The sequence below is a fragment of the Brucella pseudogrignonensis genome (assembly GCF_032190615.1).
In the GTDB taxonomy this organism is placed as follows: Bacteria; Pseudomonadota; Alphaproteobacteria; order Rhizobiales; family Rhizobiaceae; genus Brucella; species Brucella pseudogrignonensis_B.
Genome location: NZ_JAVLAT010000003.1, coordinates 255822 through 278089 on the forward strand (window position 1 = coordinate 255822; position 22268 = coordinate 278089).

A 22268-nucleotide genomic window follows, 5' to 3' on the forward strand; every position below is an offset into this window, starting at 1 on the left:
TTACTCACCCAAAGCTTGCTTGATCTTATCGGGTGTCATCGGCAGATGATAAAAGCGCTTACCTGTCGCATGGGTAATTGCATTGCCCGTCGCAGCCACAACCGGTATCATAACCACTTCTGCCAATCCCTTCGGTGGGGAGGTCTCGGAAAGCGGATCGAGATATTCAGCCGTCTGAGTCCAGACCGCTACGTCCTTACTGCGCGGCAGCATATAACGGTTAAAGTTCCATGTGCCATTGCCCGGACCATCTTCATAAAGCGGAAGCTCTTCCATCAAAGCATGGCCAATACCCATCGCCACACCACCCTGTTGTTGACCAGAAACCAACGCGGGAACGATAATATTGCCCGGATCAAGGATGCTGTGATGCTTCATGATTTCGACTTCGCCGGTGAAGCTATTCACGTTGAGTTCGACGATACATGCCGCTGGCGTATAGGTGGTGACACCCGCATTGTTGCGCTGTACTGGCGGAAAATAAACGCTGCTTCGTTTGATGAAATCATAACCGCCTGTGGTCATGCGGCTTTTAAGCTCCGCTGAGGCACCGTCACCATAGCGAACGGAGAGAAGATCGACAGGCAGTTCGCGCATGCCAATAACAGGTATATCGAATTTGGCAGTTGCCCATTCCCAACGGCTGAAACAGTGAAGTGAAACGCCCGTCACCAAACCCATTTCATGGGCTTTGCGAGCAAGACGTTCAAAGGATAACGTTTCCATGCCGCCACCACCGATGCCGCCTCCTGTTACACGCAGATCGCTTAGAGTGACAACGCCACTGGCAATTTGTCCACCAGATGCACCTTCACTCCAGATGGCTTTTGCTGCTGGCCAGAATGTATTCTCAAAGAGGAAACGCGCTGCCTGTTGTGTTCCAAAGCCCAGAAAATAAGCGCTATTGGAAGCACTCATCGGCGGCAGTGCATTGGGAACCCAGAACGGGTCTTTTTGCAACTCGTCCTGCTGTTCCTGCGTAGTCGTGTAAGGCGACCAGTTGCTCACCATCGGCAATTCGGCAAAATCGGTCACACCAAATTCGACCACATCTGGCACTTTGCCCAACAGGTTTCGTACCATCACCTGCTGCGCGGTGGTGGCCCCTGTGCCAATTTCCTGCACGCAATGGCGCATGGTCAATTTGCCATTTGTATCAAATTCGAGTGTAAGTGCAGAAGTATCCGCACCCGACCCATAGTCTTTCTGAACCTGCGCAAAACCTACGCCATAAAGTCGGCCGGGATTGGCTTTGTCATAATCTGACTTGGCTTGTTCGCGATTGACCCATAGTGGATTTTTAGCCACAAGTTCGAGCATTTCCACATTGCGCAAATCACCCAAAGGTTGCGCACCTTGCGTATTTTCGTCACCCGCACGCATAGCATTGCGAAGGCGAAGCTCAACAGGATCAATGCCAAGCTCGGCTGCGATTTCATCGACCATCAGTTCGGTGATGCTCATCACCTGAATGGTGCCGTAGCCACGCATCGACCCTGCTTCTACAGCAGGTGTCGCAAGTGCTATGGAAGTGAGGTCTGATTTTGGAAAGTAATAGATCGACTGCGCGGCGGTTGCAGCGACCTGTGCCACCGAGAATGAGAAATTGGCGCGTCCGCCGCCATTACAATTATAGAAACCCTTCATGATTTCAAACTTGCCGGTCTTGCGATCAGCAACAATTGTTACGTCCATTTCGATAGAGTGTCGCTTCAGACCAAGCTGAAACTGCTCATAGCGATCATTTGCCAGACGTACCGGCAATCCATCACCGTAAAAGCAGGCGGCAATCGCATAAAACGGAAAGATTGAGTGATCTTTTGATCCGTAGCCGACTGTGGTTCCCGTTAACAGCTTGATCGTCTCAACGGGGAAACGCTTATTGTCCTTGACCATTGCGGCAGCAACACGTGCAACCTCATAAGGCGATTGCGCAGCGACAATCAGGTGCAGCGTTTTCGACTTCGCATCATACCACGCATTGCCGTTGTCCGGCTCCATTGCACTCGGATCAATGGATTGCGAAAAGCCGTGCCGTTCAAGCACAAACTTGGTGTCGTCTTTACGCGCCTCTTCGATGGCTTTGGCGATATCTTCGGCGGCGTTCATACCGCGCCGCATGGGTTCATAGGTCTCGCGTGCGACTTCTTCCGGATCGCGCACCCCGCCGCCGCCGCGATGCTTGGTCAGCACAGAAGCAGGCACGAAAACGCCGGTTGTACTTTCTGATGGCCAAGTTGGTGTATCACCATCGAAACCGCCAAATATCACCGCATCCTGTATCGGCGAATAAGCCGATGATGCAGACGGTGTATCACCGCCGATGCGAACATAACGCGCTGCACCGTAATTGGCTGGCGATTTAACGCCCGTTTCTGCGCCATATTTCACAATGCTGGTTTCAAACCGTAAAAGACGCTTTGCGGCATCAAAACGATCAAAGTCATGGTAGACAAGTAGCGCTACTGGCTGTCCCAGAAGTGGTGCAGTCTGGCCCTTTGGCAGCAGAATAGTTTTACCGTAAAATTCGTCGGCCAGACCTTCTGCGTATGGTGCTGTCAAGCCATCGGCTTCAAAGTCTTCATGCAGAACCAGACGATCAGGTTGAAGATCAGCCCCTAATATGGTCAGATCAACGCCCTCAAAGGCTCGTTTTGCATCCGTTGCTTTGATGAAAAAAGCATGGGCTTGTTCTTTGGGCCAGCCTTCGAGATCGCGGGCGCGATAATCGCGCGAGAAGGTTTTCTCGCCAGTGACTTTACGAATAGCATCCCATCGATAACGGGCATGACCGTCCGTTCCAATCCAGTCTGATGGGCTTGGTCCTGACTGGACTTCCAATGCATGAGCCACTGGTAGCCTCCCAAGCATCACTGTGATGCCGGCGATTGTTCCCAGTTTCATAAAATTGCGACGTGAAATATTCAAACTCATCATTCCCCCCTGGGGTTGATTCGATTACGCCTTAAAAATGCATTTAATTCCGTATAAGCCGGACTGAGTTTCTTCAGCCCGGCCTATCTATCTCAATCAACGGCTGTTTCCTGAGCGCTAACCTGCTCGGGCGTCACAGGTGTAGCCTGTCCACCCCATTCGGCTCTCATCCAGCTGATAAGTGCTGCGATCTCGGAATCCTCTATGACGTGTGCAAATGGCGGCATCGCATACATGCGTTGGCCATTGGCGAATGTCTGTGTCGGAATACCGTTCAGAACCACTTTGATCAGTGTTTGCGCATTATCCATTGCCAGCGTGGCGTTCCCCTTCATAGCGGGTGCGACGTTGGGGATGCCTTCCCCGTTCATTCCATGACAGCCTGAACAGGAGGAAATATAGGCCAGCCGACCTTGATCCATTACGCTCCCCGGCTGCGCATTCTCTGCTTGGGGCAAGGGCTCGGGCGCCGGTGAAGCTTGGGCAATATTGCCTTCATCATCCGTCAGCAGATAAGTGGCGACTGCCTTGACATCGTCCGGTTCCATGACGCTGGTAGAAAAATGCGTCACTGTATTCATACCGGCAAATGACGTGCCCTGCGGTGCGATACCGGTTGAAAGATACTGGCTAAGCGTCTTAACATCGAAGCCATGCTTCGTGAGTGCCGCTGCTGTGATGTTGGGAACAGCCAGTCCATCAACTTCACCACCTTGCAGCGAGCGGAAGAAATCTACGCCCATCATGATATTGCGCGGAGAGTGGCACGCGCCACAATGCGCCAGCCCTTCAACCAGATAAGCACCGCGGTTCCATTCCGCTGAACGCAGCGGATTGTTCGGAACCTCACGGTTGGGGAAGTTCAGCAGCGTCCAGAAATTGAGGAAAGGTCGCACCGGCAGCATGAAAACGCCGGTATTATCCTTGTTGGCCACCGGCAAGGCTGGAATGCTCATCATATAGGCATAGAGCGCATCAAGATCATCTGGCGTGGTAATATGCGTGTAAACATAAGGCATCGCCGGATAGAGATTGCCTTTGCCCGCCGCGATACCGTCACGCAAAGCCCGATGGAAATCTGCACGCGTATAATTACCGATGCCAAATTCTTTATCCGGCGTAATATTGGTCGAGTAAACCGTTCCAAAAGGCGTTGGAATGGGCACGCCGCCAGCGGCCATTGGTCCTTCAGGTAGCGAATGACAGCCAAAGCAGTCACCTGCCAGGGCCAGCTCGCGCCCGCGCGGAATGAGGCTTTGCATTTGCTCCGCCGACAAGGGCTGTTGAGCTTGCGGTGCAACACTGGATTGTCGAAAAAGACCAAACAGGATGGGAAGCGCAACAAGGGCACCCAACACGATGATGGCTAAGATCGAATTGCGCAATCTGTGGCTTTTCATCGCTTTTCCTCCTATCCGATCACGCAACCGGGTGTGGCAAGCGCCACATCGCGGATGGCTTCGTAATAACGCACATAGCCTGTGCAGCGGCAGATATGAACATCCAGCGCCTCTTCAATCGCGCCTTCAAGATCGGCACGTTTGACAGGCTGGCGTTTAAGCTGATCGATGAAAACTGTTGCACCAGCCACAAATCCGGGCGTGCAATAGCCACACTGGAATGAGAAATTATCGATGAAAGCCTGCTGGATCGGCGTCAGCTTTGTAACCTTGCCATCAGCATCGGTTTCGGCCTGACCTTCGATTGTGATAATCGATTTTCCATTAAAGAAATGGGCATCATAGATGCAGGTGCGGCTTTCCGTGCGCGTACCATCCTTTTGTACCTCGACAATGGTGCACGCATGGCAGATGCCTTGTCCGCAACCAAAATGCGTGCCTGTTAAATCAAGATATTCGTGCAGGAAATCGATCATGGGCATACCGACAGGCACCTCTACAGGGCCAATGGTCTTGCCATTGATGGTAAGAGAAAGTGGGCGTTTTTCGATGCTCATGATAAGGCCCTTTTTACTTTTTCCGGAGTAATCGGAAATTCATAGAAACGTTTGCCGGTGGCATGCGTAATGGCGTTGCTGGTTGCCGGCAGGATCGGGATCATGCCCAGTTCTGCCATGCCTTTTGGTGGTGAGGTCTCTGAAAGTGGAGGCAGATAATCTGTTGTCTGGTTCCAGACTGCGACGTCCTTGGCACGCGGCAATGTATAGCGGTTAAAGTTCCATGTGCCGTTGCCCGGGCCATCTTCATAAAGCGGCATTTCTTCCATTAGAGCATGCCCAATACCCATCGCCGTGCCGCCTTGTATCTGCCCCGACACAAGCTCCGGCACAATCATGGTGCCCGGTGCCATCATCATGTGATGGCGCATCACCTGAACCTGGCCGGTGAAGGTATTCACGTTGACTTCGACGAGACAGGCCGCTGGTGTCACGGTTGTCGGATCTGCACCTGCGCGCTTTGTCGGCGGATAATAAGCAATCTTGCGTTTGATGAAGTCATAGCCTGCTGTTGTCATACGGCTTTTGAGCTCATCAGAAGCGCCGTCGCCATATTTCACTGCAAGCGCATCAAGCGGCAGATTTTTCTCCCCCACAGTTGGAATGTCAAAATCTGCACGCGACCATTGCCAGCTGCTGTAAGCATGGACTGCAACACCGGTGATCAGTCCCATTTCATGAGCTTTTTTGGCAAGGCGCTCAAACGGGATTGGCGTCATCCCGCCTCCCCCGATGCCATCCGGACCGACACGGATGTCGGAGAGTTCAACATTGAGGCTTGCGATGGCACCCCCGCCAACGCCTTCACTCCAAAGCGCTTTAGCAGCAGGCCAAAGACTGTTTTCCAGCAGGAAACGCCCCGCCTGGCGCGTGCCGAAGCCGATATAATAAACACCGCTCGATGAGCTCATGTCCGGTATCAGCGCGGGTGTCCAGTATGGATCGGTTTTTGACAATTCGTCCTGTTCTTTTTGACCGGCATAGCTTGTGTGCAGCGGAAGCTGTTCGAATTCCGTCACACCGAAATCAACCACATCGGGCGCCTTGCCGAGCGCTTGCCAGACCATCACTTGCTGTGCCGTCGTGCCGCCCGTCCCGATCTCCTGCACGCAATGGCGCATGGTCAGTTTGCCATTTGCATCAAACTCAAGCACGAGAGCCGTTGGAACACCGCTTGAGCCATAAACCTGCTGAACCTGAGCAAAGCCAACCCCATAGAGTTTGCCCGGATTGGCGGCTTCGTATTCAGCTTTGGCTTTTTCGCGGTTTTGCCAGATGGGGTGCTTTTCGGCGAGATTGAGCATTTCCACATTGCGTGGATCGCCAGCAATAATGCCGCCTTGCGTGTTGGGATAACCTTCCAGAATAGCATTGCGGCGACGCAATTCTATCGGATCAATCTTTAGTTCACTGGCCAGTTCATCAACCAGAAGTTCGGTAATGGCCATTGATTGCAGGGAGCCAAAACCACGCATCGAACCCGCCTCGACGGCCGGTGTTGCCATGGCAAGCGCCGTCAGGTCGGATTTTGGGAAATAATAGATTGATTGGGCACCGCGTGCGGCCACATGGGAAACCGCAACCGACAGGTTTTCACGTCCGCCGCCGTTGCAATTATAAAATCCCTTTAGAATCTCGAATTTTCCGGTCTTTCGATCAGCCGTGATCGAAACATCCATCTCGACAGAATGGCGTTTCATGCCCATCTGAAATTGTTCATAACGGTCGTTGGCCATACGGATCGCATGACCCTCTCCATAAAAACACGCTGCCATCGCATAGAACGGAAAGACCGAGTAATCTTTTGAACCATAGCCAACCGTTGAGCCTGTTAACAAAACAATCTTCTCAACCGGAAAGAGCTTGTTGTTTTTTGCAAGCATTGCCACAGCGTTGACGATACCCGCTGGCGATTGGGTTGCCGTCATCACATGCATGGTCTTTGTGGAGGCATCATACCAGGCATTACAATTGTCTGGCTCCATTGCGCATGGATCAATTGACTGCGAAAAGCCATGGCGTTCCAGTACGATTTTGTCAGGGTTGTTGCGCGCGGCTTCCACCTCGTCTGATATGCTCTTCGCATAGTCCATTGCTATACCTTGCGTATCAGGCTTTTCTTCTGCCCGATGCAAAGCTTCGATAAAGCCGCCGCCGCGATCTTTCCGGACAATCGGTGGAATGGAAATTGCCTTATCCGGCGCATAAGGCGGCCAGACAGGAGTGTTGCCGTCAAATCCGCCTTTAATACCGGCATCCTGATAAGGAGAAAAAACCGACGCATCATACGGTGTTTCACCACCAATCCGCACATAGCGCGCAGCTCCATAATTTGCCGGTGGCTTAGGGCCAGTTTTTTCGCCATAAATGACGGCCCGATCCTCGAACCGCAGCTGTCGTTTTGCGGCATCAAAACGATCAAAATCCTTGTAGATCAGAATTGCAACCGGATGACCCAATATAGGGGGCGTTTCACCTTTCGGGACAAGGATATTATAGCCGTAGAAGCCTTTGCCCATATTCGTGTCTTGCGGGATATTCAGCCCGTCACGAACAAGATCCTCCTGAAGCAAAACTTTGTCCGGCTGCAGATCAGCGCTCAGAATGGAAAGGTCAATGCCTTCGAATGTGCGATCCGCCTGGGTCGCCTTGATCATGAAGGCATGGCTTTGTTGTTTCGGCCAGCCGGGAATGTCACGTGCGCGATAATCACGGGCAAAGTTCTTTTGTCCGGTTACTTTGCGCACACCATCCCAGCGGAAACGTGCCTTACCATCCTTACCGATCCAGTCGGTTGATGTCGGGCCGGAGTGCACTTCCAGAGCATTTGCAGTTGGAACGCGTCCAAGCATGACAGTGATACCGGCAAACGTGCCAAGCTTGATAAAATCACGACGTGAAAGACCAGACGCCATAAGCTTTTCCCCTCAAAGCAGAATCCGACACGCTGAAGCAGCATCTGAAAACATGCCCTATAAAATCAAAAAACGGAGGCGAAGCTTATGCACTTATTGGATAAAAACACTGCATCACGCCCCGTATAAGCCATACGGAGTGATCCTCCGTATGGGATACTCAGTAAAAAATCGAAGCCCTCAATATTCGAGATGTCGCTGAGATGTCTTCGACTTCTGTGTATCTTCACCGCGCCGTTTTTGGCTTGCTGCATCGTCCTGTTCTTCAAAAAGAACACCACCGAGCGCTGCAACAAGGATCATAAATCCGGTGCCGAGCAACCAAGAGAGATACCAAGGGCCGTAATCACCAAGGATGATGCCAATAAGGATCGCAATGACTGCGATGATCATTGCCACCACAAAACGCCAGAATACAGTCATCTTGCTCTCCTTAAAATGCGTGGTGCGACGTCTCGACATGATCAGGATCGACCTTACCGCGCATCACCCAGAAAGCCCAGCTCGTATACATGACGATCAAAGGCATGAAGATAACGGTGAAACCCAACATCCACATCAGTGTCAGCTCGCTGGAGCCAGAGTTCCAAACTGTCAGGCTATGTGAAGGATTAGTGCTCGACGGCATCATGAACGGGAACATGGCAGCACCAGCAGTGCCGATAACCCCAATCCATGCAATGGCCCCAAGCCACCACCCAAGCAAGGCCTTGCGGGCAAACAGGGCGACGAGCCCCAGAACGGCACCGATATATGTCAGCACTGGAACAATCCACAAAACGGAATACTCATGGAAGTTTGACAAAAGAGCACCCGGTGTGCGCTCAACGACCTGATGAAGAGGGGTTTGTGGAACGCCGGGATTAGGGCCCTGGACGATCTGATAACCATCCATGCCCGACACCCAAAATCCACCAATTGTGAACAGAACCAGTGCCAGTATACCGCCGAATAGCGAAGCTTTTCGCGCACGATCTGCGAGATTGCCAACGCCGCCGCTCATCAGCATCGCGCCGCCCATATAGATCGACAGCGAAACAGAAAGCAGACCACACAGGATTGCAAATGGATTGAACAGTTCAATGAAGCTGCCGGTATAATAGGATGTCATCCGCCAGTCGAAGTTGAACGGCACACCCTGAATGACATTGCCGAAAGCCGCACCAAACACCAGCATCGGCACAAAACCGGAAACGAACAGCGTCCAGTCCCATGCGTTTCTCCAACGTAGAGATGGCATCTTACTGCGATATTCAAAGCCCAGCGGACGGACGATCATGCTGAACAGCAAGACCAGCATAACGATGTAAAAGCCCGAGAATGCGGTTGCGTAGACCAAAGGCCATGCTGCGAAAATTGCACCGCCACCAAGAATAAACCAGACCTGATTTCCATCCCAATGCGGGCCGATAATGTTGAGCGCGACACGCCGTTCTGTATCGGTGCGCCCCACATAGCGCAGCAATGTGCCAACGCCCATATCCATGCCGACCATGATGGCGAGGCCCATCAGCAGAACACCAAGTAGCAACCACCATACAAGTTGAAGTACGAGATAAATATCCATGAAATATCTCCCGATTAATAAGCCGCAGCCGGAGCTGGTGCAGTTGCAGGGGCGGTTGTTTCTGATGCATCCGGTCCTTTGCGGATGAAATGCAGCATGAGAAACAGCTCAATGATAGCGAAGATTGTGTAGAGCAGGATAAAGCCCGACAGAGACACGATCATATAGGCAACCGTATGCGTTGAGGCCGAAAGCCATGTCGGCAAGACTTCATAGACTGTCCATGGCTGTCGTCCGACCTCTGCCACCAGCCAGCCCATTTCACAGGCTATGAACGGCACAGGGATCATCCAGACCGAGGCGCGCAGGAACCAACGATAATGGTGAACGGAATTAGTCAGTGTTAAGATGAAGGACAAGACAAAGTAGCCCAGCATCAAAAGACCCAGACCCACCATGGCACGGAAAGCCCAGAAAATGATCCAGACTTCTGGAATGGTATCTTTTGCAGCTTTATCAATTTCTGCATCCGTGATCCGCGTAATGTCGCCATCGGGCGCATAACGCTGAACCAGGAAGCCATAGCCAAGATCATCCTTATGGGCATCAAACTTGGCCAGCGCTGCAGGATCCGTTGGATTCGAACTAAGCACCTGCATGGCTTCAATCGCTGGAATACCGTTTCGAATGCGCGTTTTCGCACGCTCCTCCAAGACGTCGGCCGCAGGCACCGTCCCTTCAAGCGAGTGCGTCACAAGAATAGACAGCATAGCCGGTATCTTGATGGCGAAGAGGTTTTTCTGCTCGCTTTGCGAAGGAAAGGCAATTGCGTTGAATGACATTGGCGCTTCTTCAGTTTCCCAAAGCGCTTCCATTGCCACAAGCTTGGTTGGTTGCGCATGCGCACCAACGAAGCCGAGCGCATCACCGAGGGTCAGAACGCCACCCGTTCCGAGTACGCCAAAGAGTGCAGCAATACGGAACGAACGCTTGGCAACGTCCATATGGCGATTGCGCAACATGTAAAATGCGCTGACGCCACAGACAAAAATTGCCGCCGTCACATAACCCGCAAGCACCGTATGCACGAATTTCGCCTGTGCATCCGGGTTGAAAAACATGTCGAAGAAGCTGCTCAGCTCCATACGCATGGTGACTGGATTAAAGTCTGCACCTTTCGGGCTTTGCATGAAGCTGTTGGCCACAAGGATCCACAATGCTGAAAGGTTTGAGCCAAGGGCCACAAGGTAGGTGACGACCAGATGCTGCATTTTGGTGAGGCGATCCCAGCCAAAAACCATCAAGCCAAGGAACGTGGATTCCATAAAGAATGCCATCAGGCCCTCAATCGCCAGTGCCGTACCGAAAGCATCACCGACAAAGCTCGAATAGAATGACCAGTTCATACCAAACTGGAATTCCATGGTGAGGCCGGTCGCAACACCCAGTGCGAAGTTAATCAGCAACAGCTTTCCCCAGAACTGGGTCATGCGGCGATAAACTTCGCGGCCTGTCGTTACATATACCGTCTCCATGATGGCGACCAATATGGTCAATCCCAAGGTTAATGGGACGAACAGAAAGTGATATAGTGCTGTCGCCGCAAACTGAATTCGTGAAAGATCGACTACCAGATCATTAACCACAATGAGCCCCACCTTAGTTTTTATTTATCTGATCCGCAGATAATCAACAAAAAGGGCTCTAATAGATAGATTTTTATGAATCAAAGTGCCCCATTCATACTATCTATCAAATATTAAATATAAGCATTACGAAATTCACATCCAATGTTGCTGCGAAATGTCGCACTAATTCCATCGCGGTGATTTTTCTCTAAAATTGAATAATATTGTCAACATTAACGATGAAGTTGGAAAATCAAAACATTAAGATCGTGAATGAATTCATTCGCGATCTTTTAAAGATAACACGTGTATTTTTGCTTTTACTGGAGCACATTTCGATCTGACTGGACAAGATCGCCGCTCTTATCACCTATTTTGATGTGTATTTTCCCGAAAACCGTGTCAGACCGTTAGCAAGACGACGACCATACCCCACAAGGTCAACAGCGTGTTGCTAATTGCATAAGGGACGGTATAGCCCAGCATCGGGACGTTGCTTTTTGCGGCTTCCGACACCATTGCAGCAGATGCTGTACTGGTTCGGGCACCGCCGCAACAACCAAGATTAATCGCGGGATCAAAGCGGAAAATATACTTCCCAATCAAAGGCGCCAGCAACATTGGAACCGATGTTGCAAACAATCCCCAAAGGAACATTTCAAAGCCAACTTCACGCAGACCCGCGATAAATGTTGGGCCTGCCGATATGCCGACAACAGCGATGAAGATATTCAGACCCACCGTATTCATGAACCAGACCGTCGCGGTCGGAACATTGCCCATCTTTGGTGTAAAACTACGTAACCAGCCAAAGATCAAACCCGCAATAAGTGCCCCACCAGACGTTGACAAGGTAATAGGAACGCCTCCGATGGGAAGAACAATCGACCCCAGCAGACCACCAATAACAATACCAGATCCAACCAGCACCATGTCGGTTGTACTGGTCGGTCTATCGGCGTAGCCAATCTCCGCAATGAGCGCTTCGATGTGTTTCTGACTGCCCGTCAAACTAACGATATCGCCGCGATATACCTTGCTTTGTGCCTGAACGGGTACATCGACATTCATCGAACCGCGCCGGATACGATTGATATAGACCCCACGCGCGAACGGCTCATGCGAGAGAGCAATCAGCGTGCGTCCATGCAGTCGCTTGTTGGTTATGACAACATCCATTGTCTCAATCGGGATATCGAGGAGTTCACGATCTGCAACTTCGTTGGCTCTATTGGACCACTCAACCATCGCATCGTGGGGGCCAGATACAGCGACAATATCGCCGGTTTCAAGCATCGTATCATCGTCGAAGGAGATAATCCTGCCGTCCCGACGCAGCCGCTCGAGAAAAATCCGTGCGCCCGCCATCTTTTCGGCTTCACCGACAGTTTTTCCCGCAATAATGCCTGGAACAGTCAGACGGAAGGAGCGGACGATATATTGATGCCATGCGGTTTCAATCCCACCCTCCGGTGTACCCGCTGACATCTCTCGCTCGTAACGCTGGCATTCTTCCTCGAGATTTACCCGAAGCAACTTGGGTCCAAGAAACGCGATGATCAGCCCCGTGCCAACGGTCCCGAAAAGATAGGTAACAGCATAGGCGACAGGGATTGCATTGAGTTGCTCGCTGATTTCCGTTGGGCTGAGACCTGATCTGTTGAGCGCATCTGTTGCCATGCCAATCGACGCAGAAATGGTTTGCGAGCCCGCTAGAAGTCCAATTGCCGAACCGGGACCGTAGCCTGCAACAACAGCTGCGAAATACACTGAGCCAAGACACAGGCAGGAAACAACGACGGCAAAAATCGCCTGGGGAAGGCCATCGCTTGCGATACCGCGCACAAATTGCGGGCCCACACCGAAGCCGACTGCAAATAGAAACATAATGAAGAAAATGGATTTTATCTGCGGCGAAATTTCAATGCCCAACTGGCCAATCAATACTCCCACCAGCAAGGTACCAGTAACAGACCCGAGACTAATCGAGCCAAATTTCAAAGCACCAATCCAAAATCCGACCGCAAGCGCGAGAAATATCGCCAGCTCAGGCGCCGATCGGAGGACGTCACCTATCCATTCAAACACGTGCATTGTGTTTCTTTCTGATCCAATAGCGGCTGAAAAAACGCAGCGCTTCAGACAGAAGGTGCATTTTTCCGGCGTTCCTTTCACGAAAGCGCCTGCACTCTTTGAGAGCAGACGCCTCTAAGTTCTTGCGTTATCAGCTGCGTTTGAGGACCTTCAAACCGATTGCCTTGTCGTATCCATGGATTTCCTTGACATCAAGTTTGCGCATAAATTCGATGATCTCCCGCGTGATGACCTGACCTGGAACCATGATCGGAAAACCCGGCGGATAAGGAATGACGAAGTTAGCCGACACAAGCGCAGGACCCTTTTCAAGACGTTCGTCAACGGCTTGGTCATGAAGAGGGATAAACTCGCACTGAGCTTTCTTATAGGCATCATAGAACGCGCTGCGAATGTCGCCATTGAGCGTCGCAGACTTTGGATTGTCACGATACATATCGTCGAATTTGCTAAAGTTCGGGAGGTGCGGAAAATCCTTGACGAGGGTTGTGACCTTTTCTGCGAAGCTGCGGGCACGAGCCTGACCGCCTTCCTTCAAGTTTGCCTCAATCTCCTGCGAGATTTCGAGCAAGACGCGCACCAGCAAAGCAACATCGCTGCGGGAATTGTTGATATTGGACTGCAACAGAATGCTGTTGCGCGACGTCTTGTTGACCTGAATGTTAAAGCGGTCCGCCAGCATATTCTTGAAGCTGGTTCCGTCAAAACCGGCCTCGCCACAGCTTAGCGTCATACGGCTAGGGTCCAGCAGAAACTCGTCGTCACGCACTGCTTTTACCGCATCAGCCCAGGTCAGCGACGCATCGTTGAAGTCAGTTACGTTCGATACGCGAAACGCGGCGGGCACCATTTCAGCGTTATTCAGGACGCGGAAATATTTGGAGATCAGTGGATGGCTGTTGATCTGCCTGCGGATTTCCAATGCAATTTGAAGGGCATTGGATACAAGACCATAGCCTTCAAGCTCCATCTGGCGGCGTGCAACATCAAGGCTGGCAATGATCTGCAAATTCGGGCTGGTCGATGCGTGGGTGAAAACGGCTTCGTGGAACTGTGCTTCCACATCCTTGAATTCGACGTCACGCACCAAAATCACCGATCCTTGACGCAGCGCTGACATGGACTTGTGGATGGAATTGGTCTGATAGACGCGCAGACGCACAGCATCGGGGTCGGGTATCAAACGTGTATTGAGCAGCACATCGTCAGACGGGCTTTCACCCAGCTCTTTCTGCTGATCCTGCCAGGCCTTCTTTGCTTCCGGTGTTGCAAGGTAAGATTCCAGGGTCTGCGCAGCACCCATTGCCGTTCTCTGCCGCAGGAAAGGCGACCAATGAGCAAAGCCAAACCAAGCTTCATCCCAGAGGAAAACTAGATCAGGCTTGATCGCCAGACATTCTTCCATGACGCGTCGTGTGTTGTAGACATGTCCGTCAAATGTACAATTGGTCAGATCGATCATTTTGACACGATCAAGCTGTCCTTCAGCACGAAGTGTCAACAAAGCCTGCTTGATTGTATTGATGGAAACTGCGCCATACATCGAATATTCGGTGAGTGGAAAGGCTTCCACATAATAGGGTTGTGCACCGGCAAGGACGCAGCCATAGTGGTGGGATTTGTGGCAATTCCGGTCGATGATAACGATATCCCCCGGCGCAAGCAGGGCCTGCAGAACCATCTTGTTGCTGGTCGAGGTGCCATTGGTCACGAAGAAGACATGATCCGCCCCAAAAGCGCGGGCTGCCAGTTCCTGTGCCTCCTTAATATTGCCAGTGGGCTCCAGCAAGCTGTCGAGACCGCCGGTTGTTGCAGAGCTTTCTGCGAGAAACAGGTTCGGCCCGTAAAACTCGCCCATGTCGCGTATCCAGTTTGACTTGAATACCGCTTTTCCGCGCGCAATGGGCAGCGCATGGAAGGTTGCGATTGGCCGCGCCGCATAATGCTTGAGATTGTCGAAGAAAGGCGTGTGATAACGCTTATGCACGCCTTCAAGGATAGAGAGGTGCAGTTCAAGCGGCTCTTCAACCTGATAGAATAGTCGGCTAAATATTTCGTTGTCTGGATCTCCTGCAAGATGTTCGATCTCGCGATCGCTGAGCAGGTAGATGTCGAGCTCGGGTCGAATCTTTTTGATGGCTTGTGCGGTACGCAGAGCCAGACGGCTGTCGTCCTTGATTTCACCCAGATCGATGACTTCAGCAATCGCCGTGATGAGAGGGTTTGTTTCGGCTGCCTTTGCCGCAAATCCTTCATAGAGAACGACCGAAGTGATGGAAGGATTTACCAGAATAGCAGTCAATGCGTCTTCTGCATTCCCGGCGACGACGGTTTCATAAATGAACTCGTCTTCAGGGCGACGAATGGAACGCGCTTCATAGGCGATGTGTTGCCAGCGCGATGTGATATGTGGCACGACCGCAAGCACTTCAAAATAGGGCTTTCGTTCGATATGATTTATAGCCTGCGGAAGTCGCTCCGCTGGCTGACTGTCATCTGCGTCCCAGTTATCCCATGCGGAAATATCAGCCATATATTTCTGGGAAAGGATGCTGGTGGAGATATTTTGCGCCGCACGCAAAAAGCCACGCGCATCCCCATCATTCAAACGTGAATGCAGTTTGTTAAGCACCGAGCTACCGGGATACGCGAAGAACCGCTCGATTGTTTCAAGGCCGTCGAGTACCTGTCGGATTGTGTCGATGCGGCTATTGTCGCCGTTTACCCAAAAGCGCCCTTCTGAGAGAACCGTCAACCACTGATCGGACCGTATTGCCGGCGTAGCCAGAGATTTTCCGAGAATAGAATGGCTATTGCTCGGTTTATTGGTAGAAATTTTCATAAAAGTTTGCCTTTTAAAGACGAGAACATGGGAAGCTGGAAAAGGGCGTTTCTGTTGTGGTAGATGGGAAGAAACGCCCAGTTCTTTGTTGCAAGTCTGGATCAGAGGCCCTTTTTCGCGTGGTGCGACGCGCCATCATCGACAATCACATGATGTGGTGAACGTGCACGAGGATGCATGAAAAAATGTCCTTCCGGTGCATTGTGCATTTTGATTGGCACCAGAGTGGCATTCGTTTTCTTGTCGCGTTTGTCGTGCAGTGCATAGACGATAAACGGGATCACCAGCACAACGAGGAAGCAGACGACGAGCAATGTCACATAGGTTTCGTCGGCTGTTTCCCCTCCGATTGAGGTTGGCGGGTAAAACGACACGAAGAATGCTATGAGTGAGACGAGGAATCCAACCACAGCGACACCGATCCTGAAACCGTTATTGCCGGGAACACGGAACGTTCTTTTGAGTTCCGGCTGCTTCAGGATGAGGTGAATATAGCCGAGGAATAGAAGGAAATAGGTGCACAGATAAATCACAACAGTCAGAGCGAGCGCGATCAGGAACGACATATTGCTGCCGCCACCAGTGTTGGTGAGAATTATAATCGCAACAGATGTCAGAAGCAGCTGAGCGACAACGAGCGCAACCGGCACGCCATTTTTGTTCACTTTTGCAAAGCGCGCAGGAAGGATACCTTTCTGTGCTGTCACCAGCATTCCGCGTGACGGCCCAACAATCCATGCTGCGATTTCTGCAAGAACGCCCAGCAGGAGCAGAGCAGCAATGATGCGGACGGTCCATTCAAAGCCCGGACCAAAATGACCGATCAAAGCGCTAAAGGTCTGCACAACACCCGATGACAGATTAATTTCGTTGGACGGAATCGTTGCAGCCACCGATAGACCACCAATCGAGCTCAAAACGATGGCAGCGACCATTAACATGATCATTGCAATTGGATAATCCCGGCCGGGATTTTCCATCTCGTTGACATGCGTTGCCGATGCTTCGACGCCCATGTAGCTGAGGATAAAAGCCACGAATACGACGAGAGTACCGATTTGTGTGAAGTCGGGGAAAAACGTCTGCGCAGACATTTCAATTTGAAGTGGTGCGCCACTCGCAAGATAGCTGATCGCCAGTGCTGCAAGAATGAGTGCTGGAAGAAGAATTCCAGCAAAGAAACCAAGTTTGGCAATGATTGCCGTATATTTGGTTCCACCAAGTTGAGTGAACGCAAGCGCCCAGAGGATCACCAGCGCCGCTATTGTCTTTGTGACCGGATCTTGATTGAGTGCAGGCCAACTCAGAATATAGGAAAGCGCACCCAATACGAAATAGAGCATAGGCAGAAAGCCGATGGCAATCTCAAGATAACAAAACGAGATTGCGGCAAAGCCCCATCTTTCACCGAGCGTATTGGAAACCCAGGCGAAGACGCCGCCTTCTTCCCATCCTTCAACGGTTGCCATTTCTGCAGCGCAAAGCCCAACAGGAATGAACCAGAGAATTCCACCCAGCAGCAGGAAAAATACCAGACTGAAACCCGATGTCGCAAAGGTCGGATATTCATAGACGGCCATGACCATGGATGCGGTAATGGCAAAAAAGCCTATCATTGATAATTGTTTAGCCGGAGTGGCTGTCTTTGCATTCGCCATAGCATTTCTCCCAAAGGGGAGCGCCTGATTGATGTGGATTCACACCATTTCAAGAGCGCGTTGCACACGAGTAAGCGATTGGCTGTCAGGTATCTGCATGCTGCCCAAGTCGACACCTGAAAAGTCAGGTAATTTATCACGTCAACCAAGATCATAAATATGCGTGATGGTAGGCGCATGTTTATGAAGCTAAAAGATAAGCCTGCCGAAAACATCCAGCAGGCTTTCAGTTATCCGTGGTTGAAGCCGCCAGCCTCTTCCGCCGACAATGGCTGGCTGACCGGATGCTTATCAAAATAATCGAGAGACCGTTTGATGTCATCAATCAGCAGGCTTGCAAGATCACGGCTCACGCCATGGCGAACAAGAATGCGCTGCACGACCAGATCTTCCCGGTTTGCTGGCATCGAATAGGCCGGCACCTGCCAACCGCGGCTTCTCAGCCTGTCAGCAAGATCATAAAGCGTATAACCGCCAATCGCCTGGTCTTTTTTCAGTTTCCAGGCCAGTGCCGGGATACCCTTTTGGCTATCGCCATCGAAGATGATTTCGAACGGTCCGATTTTGCCGATCTCGCTTGCAAGATATTGGGCTGTTGCGTAGCAAGCATTGTGAATTTTGGCGTAGCCCTCACGACCTAAGCGCAGGAAATTGTAATACTGTGCGATAATCTGGCCGCCGGGGCGCGAGAAGTTCAATGCGAATGTCGGCATATCGCCACCAAGATAATTTACATTGAAAATAAGTTCTTCTGGCAGGTCAGCGGCTTCTCGCCATACAACCCAACCCGCCCCCAGTGGAGCCAGACCGAATTTATGCCCGGAGGCGTTGATCGATTTGACGCGTGGCAGACGAAAATCCCACTCGATCTCCGATGCGCAGAACGGCGCCAGAAAGCCACCACTTGCACCATCAACGTGAATGGGAATGTCGAGACCGGTTTCTTTCTGTAACTTATCAAGCGCATCATGGACCGCTTTAACCGGCTCATACTGACAGGTAAAAGTAACGCCCATTGTCGGCACTACGCCGATGGTATTCTCGTCAACGCGCTTGAGAACTTCCTCAGGACTCATGATCAGACGATCCCCTTCGAGTGGAATTTCGCGCAGTTCCACATCAAAGTAACGTGCGAATTTGTGCCAACAGATCTGTACGGGCCCGCAGATCAGATTTGGCTTACTGGTATCTTTTCCAGCTGCGGCCCGCCTTTTGCGCCACTGCCATTTGAGCGCCAAACCACCAAGCATTGCAGCTTCCGAAGAACCAGTGGTAGAACAGCCTAGCGTATTTTCAGCATCCGGCGAGTTCCACAGATCAGCTATCATGTGCACGCAGCGCGATTCAATTTCGGCGGTCTGTGGATATTCATCTTTGTCGATCATATTCTTGTCGATCGACAGATCCATCAGCTGGCGAATTTCGTCATCAACCCATGTCTGACAGAATGTTGCCAGGTTCTGACGAGAGTTGCCATCAAGCATCAGCTCATCGCGTACGGCAGAAAACACATTTCGAGGATCGCGTTCTTCGTCTGGAAATTTTGTCTTTGGCAGACAAGCAGAAAGCTCCAGCGATGCGTAAACATCATCGAGGCCATTGTACGTTGCTTTGATAGATCTCGTCGTCATCCTAGAATCTCCCAACGCGTCAAAGACGCAATCAAGCCCATTTATAACCGCACAATAAATTACGTTTCAGCAATGACAATATGTCAATACCTATATTTTTAAAAGAATACCATTGACCTAGTTTAACTTCGCCCTAAACGTCTCTTTTATAGTTAATATAAAAATATATGTTGCTTTCATTGTAAAATTAATATTTTCTTTAAATATTATTTTTTGAGGGCGGGCCATGACACAAGAATTAATTAATGCAATTGATGCCGGCTACAAGGCGGGTATGGCCTCTTATGGTGGAAAGAATGCTGATTATATTCCATTCCTCGCAAAAGTACCAAGTGATTTGTTTGGAATTGCTATAATCACCGCTGATGGACGCTGCTTTAAGCGTGGTGACACAGCCTATAAATTCGCGCTTGAATCCATATCCAAGGTTTTTACACTTGCGCTGGTGATGGAAAATATCGGTGCGGATGCCGTGAAAGAAAAGCTTGGCGACAGCCCGACGGGCTTGCCTTTCAACTCGGTTCAGGCACTAGAGCTACACGATGGAAAGCCATTGTCGCCGCTCGTCAATGCGGGCGCGATAGCCGCAGCCAGCCTCGTGCCAGGTGATGATGCTGAGAGTTGCTGGAATAATATCCTCCACATACAAAGTGCATTTGCGGGACGTTCTATTGAGCTGAGCGATGAGGTAAACCGCTCGGAGCAGGACACGAATTTTCATAACAGAGCCATTGCATGGCTGCTTTACAGTGCGGGCACCTGCTACAGCGATCCGATGCGTGCGGTTGATGTCTATACGCGCCAATGTTCGACACTGGTCGACTGTGTTGAACTTGCAACGATGGGCGCGACACTCGCGGCCGGCGGCATAAATCCTGTAACAAAAGAACGGGTGATCGAGGAGAAACATGTCGCGCCATTGCTGGCGGAAATGACAATGGAAGGCCTTTACACATCATCCGGTGACTGGGCTTACACGGTGGGACTGCCTGCAAAAAGCGGCGTAGGCGGCGGACTTGTCGCAGTTATTCCGGGCAAACTTGCCATTGCAGCCTTTTCGCCTCCCCTGGATGATGCTGGTAATTCTGTGCGCGCGCAGGCCGCGATCATCGAGATCGAACGCAACATAGGCGGCAATATTTTTAAAATGCTGAGGCCATAGCTGATTATACCAATTACCTTATAAATCGCGACCATCGTAAAAGATTTAACGGGTTCCAGTATGGAGCATCGATTAATGGCCAACTGGAATAATATTTTAATTTTTAATCCATATCGTTTTATTTATTGCTTGTTGAGCATTTCCTCGAATGAGATTAACAAGGCTTCAAAGTCGTGTTCATCTTTTAAGCGTTAAAGTGAAAAATGCCCCACCAGAAAAGCCCACTCATTTCGCTGCAGCCTTCACGGCGGCAATTTCTTAGCATGTCAGCTGGAGCTGCGGTCGCCGCTGGTTTAGGGATGACCGCATCAGGATTGCTGCTGCCCATACAGGCACGCGCACAAGATGCACAGCCCAAAAAAGGCGGCCATCTGGTCATTGCTATGCATTCTGCTTCAAGCTCGGATCATCTGGATCCAGCATCCTACACGATGGCTTACATGTACACCGTAGGCTTTCAGCTCTTCAACACGCTACTAGAACTTGGTCCTGATGGTAAGCTCACGAGCGCTCTCGTGGAAAGCTGGGAACCAGCTAATGCCGATGCAAGCAAATGGGTATTCCGCCTGCGCAAGGGCGTGACCTTCCACAATGGGAAAGAGCTGACTGCAAAGGACGTGGTTTACTCACTCAATAATCATCGTGGTGACGATACTAAATCTGGTGGCAAGGGTGTGCTTCTCGCCGTCACCGACGTTGTAGCGTCTGACACGCATGAGGTGACTGTAACGCTCAATGCGGGGAATGTCGATTTTCCGGCAGCTTTCGTCGATTATCATCTGGGCATCGGACCTGACGGCGAAGACTTCGACAAAGGTATTGGCACCGGCGCATTCATTCTCGAAGATTTCCAGCCGGGCGTGCGCGCCTTAACCCGCCGCAATCCAAACTACTGGCATCCTGATCGTGCGAATGTGGATTCGGTAGAAACCATCGCTATGGACGACACAACTGCGCGCATGGCAGCACTGATGAGCGGCCAGGCACATATCGTCAACGCTGTTGAGCCGCGTCTTGTCAGCCATCTGAGTGCGCGTCCTGACATCCAGATTCTGCGTACGCCGGAAAACTCGATGTATTGCTTCCCGATGCGCACGGATTCAGAACTGTTGAAAAACAATGATCTGCGTCTAGCGCTCAAATATGCAATCGACCGCGAAGAGCTACAGAAAAGTTTGCTCGTCGGCACCGGCGCGGTTGGCAACGACCACCCAATCCCGTCATGGAACCCGCTTTATTCCAAGGATGTTCCAAAGCGTGCTTATGACCCTGAAAAGGCAGCATTTCATCTCAAAAAGTCAGGCTTCTCCGGTTCAATTCCGCTTAGCGTTTCGGATAACGGCTTTACCGGCTCGGCAGATGCCGCACAGCTTTACCAGGCATCGGCTGCAAAAGCAGGCATCACGATTGATGTAGAGCGCGTGCCATCCGATGGTTACTGGGATGAAGTCTGGCTGAAAAAGCCTTTCGTCGCTTCCAACTGGTCAGTTCGCCCAACTGCTGATGCGATGCTTTCGATGCTGCTTCAGACTGGCGCTCCATGGAACGAAACCGGCTGGAGCAACGAGACTTTTGACAAATTGCTTGCCGCATCCCGCGTTGAGCTGGATGAAGCAAAGCGCAAACAGATTTATCACGACATGCAGGTCCTGATCGTGGAAGATGGCGGAGAACTGATCCCTGTCTTTACCGATAATCTTGCTGCCGCCAGCGGCAAGGTGAAGGGTTATGTTTCTGTGCCGGGTGGCGGTGATATGAGCGGCTATCGTTTGGCTGAAAAAGTCTGGCTTGAAGAATAGCAGATGCAATAACGGATAATTATCTCTGCTACCATTGCATTCCCCAAAGGCGATTCCGCTTTTGGGGTAATGCTTACCACAAGGGTCTTGGCATTGATGCGTCGAACGGGTAACACCGGCGACACCCCCCCGTTTTGACCG

Annotated in this window: 13 protein-coding genes; 2 read left to right on the top strand and 11 right to left on the bottom strand. The window is 51.2% G+C overall.

Going from position 1 to position 22268, the window contains the following annotated elements:
* The 11 genes from RI570_RS19060 to RI570_RS19110 form a co-directional block, all read right to left on the bottom strand.
* On the bottom strand, positions 1-2853 hold the full coding sequence (locus RI570_RS19060) for a molybdopterin cofactor-binding domain-containing protein (protein ID WP_313830317.1): 2853 nt from the start codon (positions 2851-2853) through the stop codon (positions 1-3).
* Positions 2854-3026: 173 nt separating this feature from the next.
* Complete coding sequence (locus tag RI570_RS19065; protein WP_313830319.1) at positions 3027-4334, bottom strand: c-type cytochrome; 1308 nt, start codon at positions 4332-4334, stop codon at positions 3027-3029.
* A gap of 11 nt (positions 4335-4345) precedes the next feature.
* A complete protein-coding gene (locus tag RI570_RS19070; RefSeq protein WP_313830321.1) occupies positions 4346-4891 on the bottom strand; it encodes a (2Fe-2S)-binding protein in 546 nt (181 codons plus the stop codon).
* A complete protein-coding gene (locus RI570_RS19075) occupies positions 4888-7806 on the bottom strand; it encodes a xanthine dehydrogenase family protein molybdopterin-binding subunit (RefSeq protein WP_313830323.1) in 2919 nt (972 codons plus the stop codon). The genes RI570_RS19070 and RI570_RS19075 overlap by 4 nt, the downstream gene beginning before the upstream one ends.
* A 180-nt stretch (positions 7807-7986) precedes the next feature.
* Positions 7987-8229 (bottom strand): hypothetical protein, encoded by a 243-nt coding sequence (locus RI570_RS19080; protein WP_313830325.1) that lies wholly within the window; start codon positions 8227-8229, stop codon positions 7987-7989.
* Positions 8230-8239: 10 nt separating this feature from the next.
* Positions 8240-9373, bottom strand: a complete 1134-nt coding sequence (gene cydB, locus RI570_RS19085; protein ID WP_313830327.1) for a cytochrome d ubiquinol oxidase subunit II — start codon at positions 9371-9373, stop codon at positions 8240-8242.
* Positions 9374-9387: 14 nt separating this feature from the next.
* Positions 9388-10959, bottom strand: a complete 1572-nt coding sequence (locus RI570_RS19090) for a cytochrome ubiquinol oxidase subunit I (RefSeq protein WP_409558708.1) — start codon at positions 10957-10959, stop codon at positions 9388-9390.
* Positions 10960-11343: 384 nt separating this feature from the next.
* Positions 11344-13035: an aspartate-alanine antiporter gene (gene aspT / locus RI570_RS19095; RefSeq protein WP_313830331.1), complete on the bottom strand. Its 1692-nt coding sequence runs from the start codon at positions 13033-13035 to the stop codon at positions 11344-11346.
* Between the two features lie 130 nt (positions 13036-13165).
* Entirely contained in the window at positions 13166-15877 is a 2712-nt protein-coding gene (locus RI570_RS19100) for a decarboxylase (RefSeq protein ID WP_313830332.1), read from the bottom strand.
* A gap of 101 nt (positions 15878-15978) precedes the next feature.
* Positions 15979-17535, bottom strand: a complete 1557-nt coding sequence (gene gadC, locus RI570_RS19105) for a glutamate:gamma-aminobutyrate antiporter (RefSeq protein WP_313830334.1) — start codon at positions 17533-17535, stop codon at positions 15979-15981.
* Positions 17536-17765: 230 nt separating this feature from the next.
* A complete protein-coding gene (locus RI570_RS19110; RefSeq protein ID WP_313830336.1) occupies positions 17766-19166 on the bottom strand; it encodes a glutamate decarboxylase in 1401 nt (466 codons plus the stop codon).
* Between the two features lie 226 nt (positions 19167-19392).
* On the opposite strand from RI570_RS19110, the gene glsA reads away from it, so the two are divergent.
* Both glsA and RI570_RS19120 read left to right on the top strand, forming a co-directional pair.
* A complete protein-coding gene (gene glsA / locus RI570_RS19115) occupies positions 19393-20328 on the top strand; it encodes a glutaminase A (RefSeq protein WP_313830338.1) in 936 nt (311 codons plus the stop codon).
* A gap of 203 nt (positions 20329-20531) precedes the next feature.
* Complete coding sequence (locus tag RI570_RS19120) at positions 20532-22127, top strand: ABC transporter substrate-binding protein (RefSeq protein ID WP_313830340.1); 1596 nt, start codon at positions 20532-20534, stop codon at positions 22125-22127.
* The last annotated feature ends 141 nt before the right edge of the window (positions 22128-22268 follow it).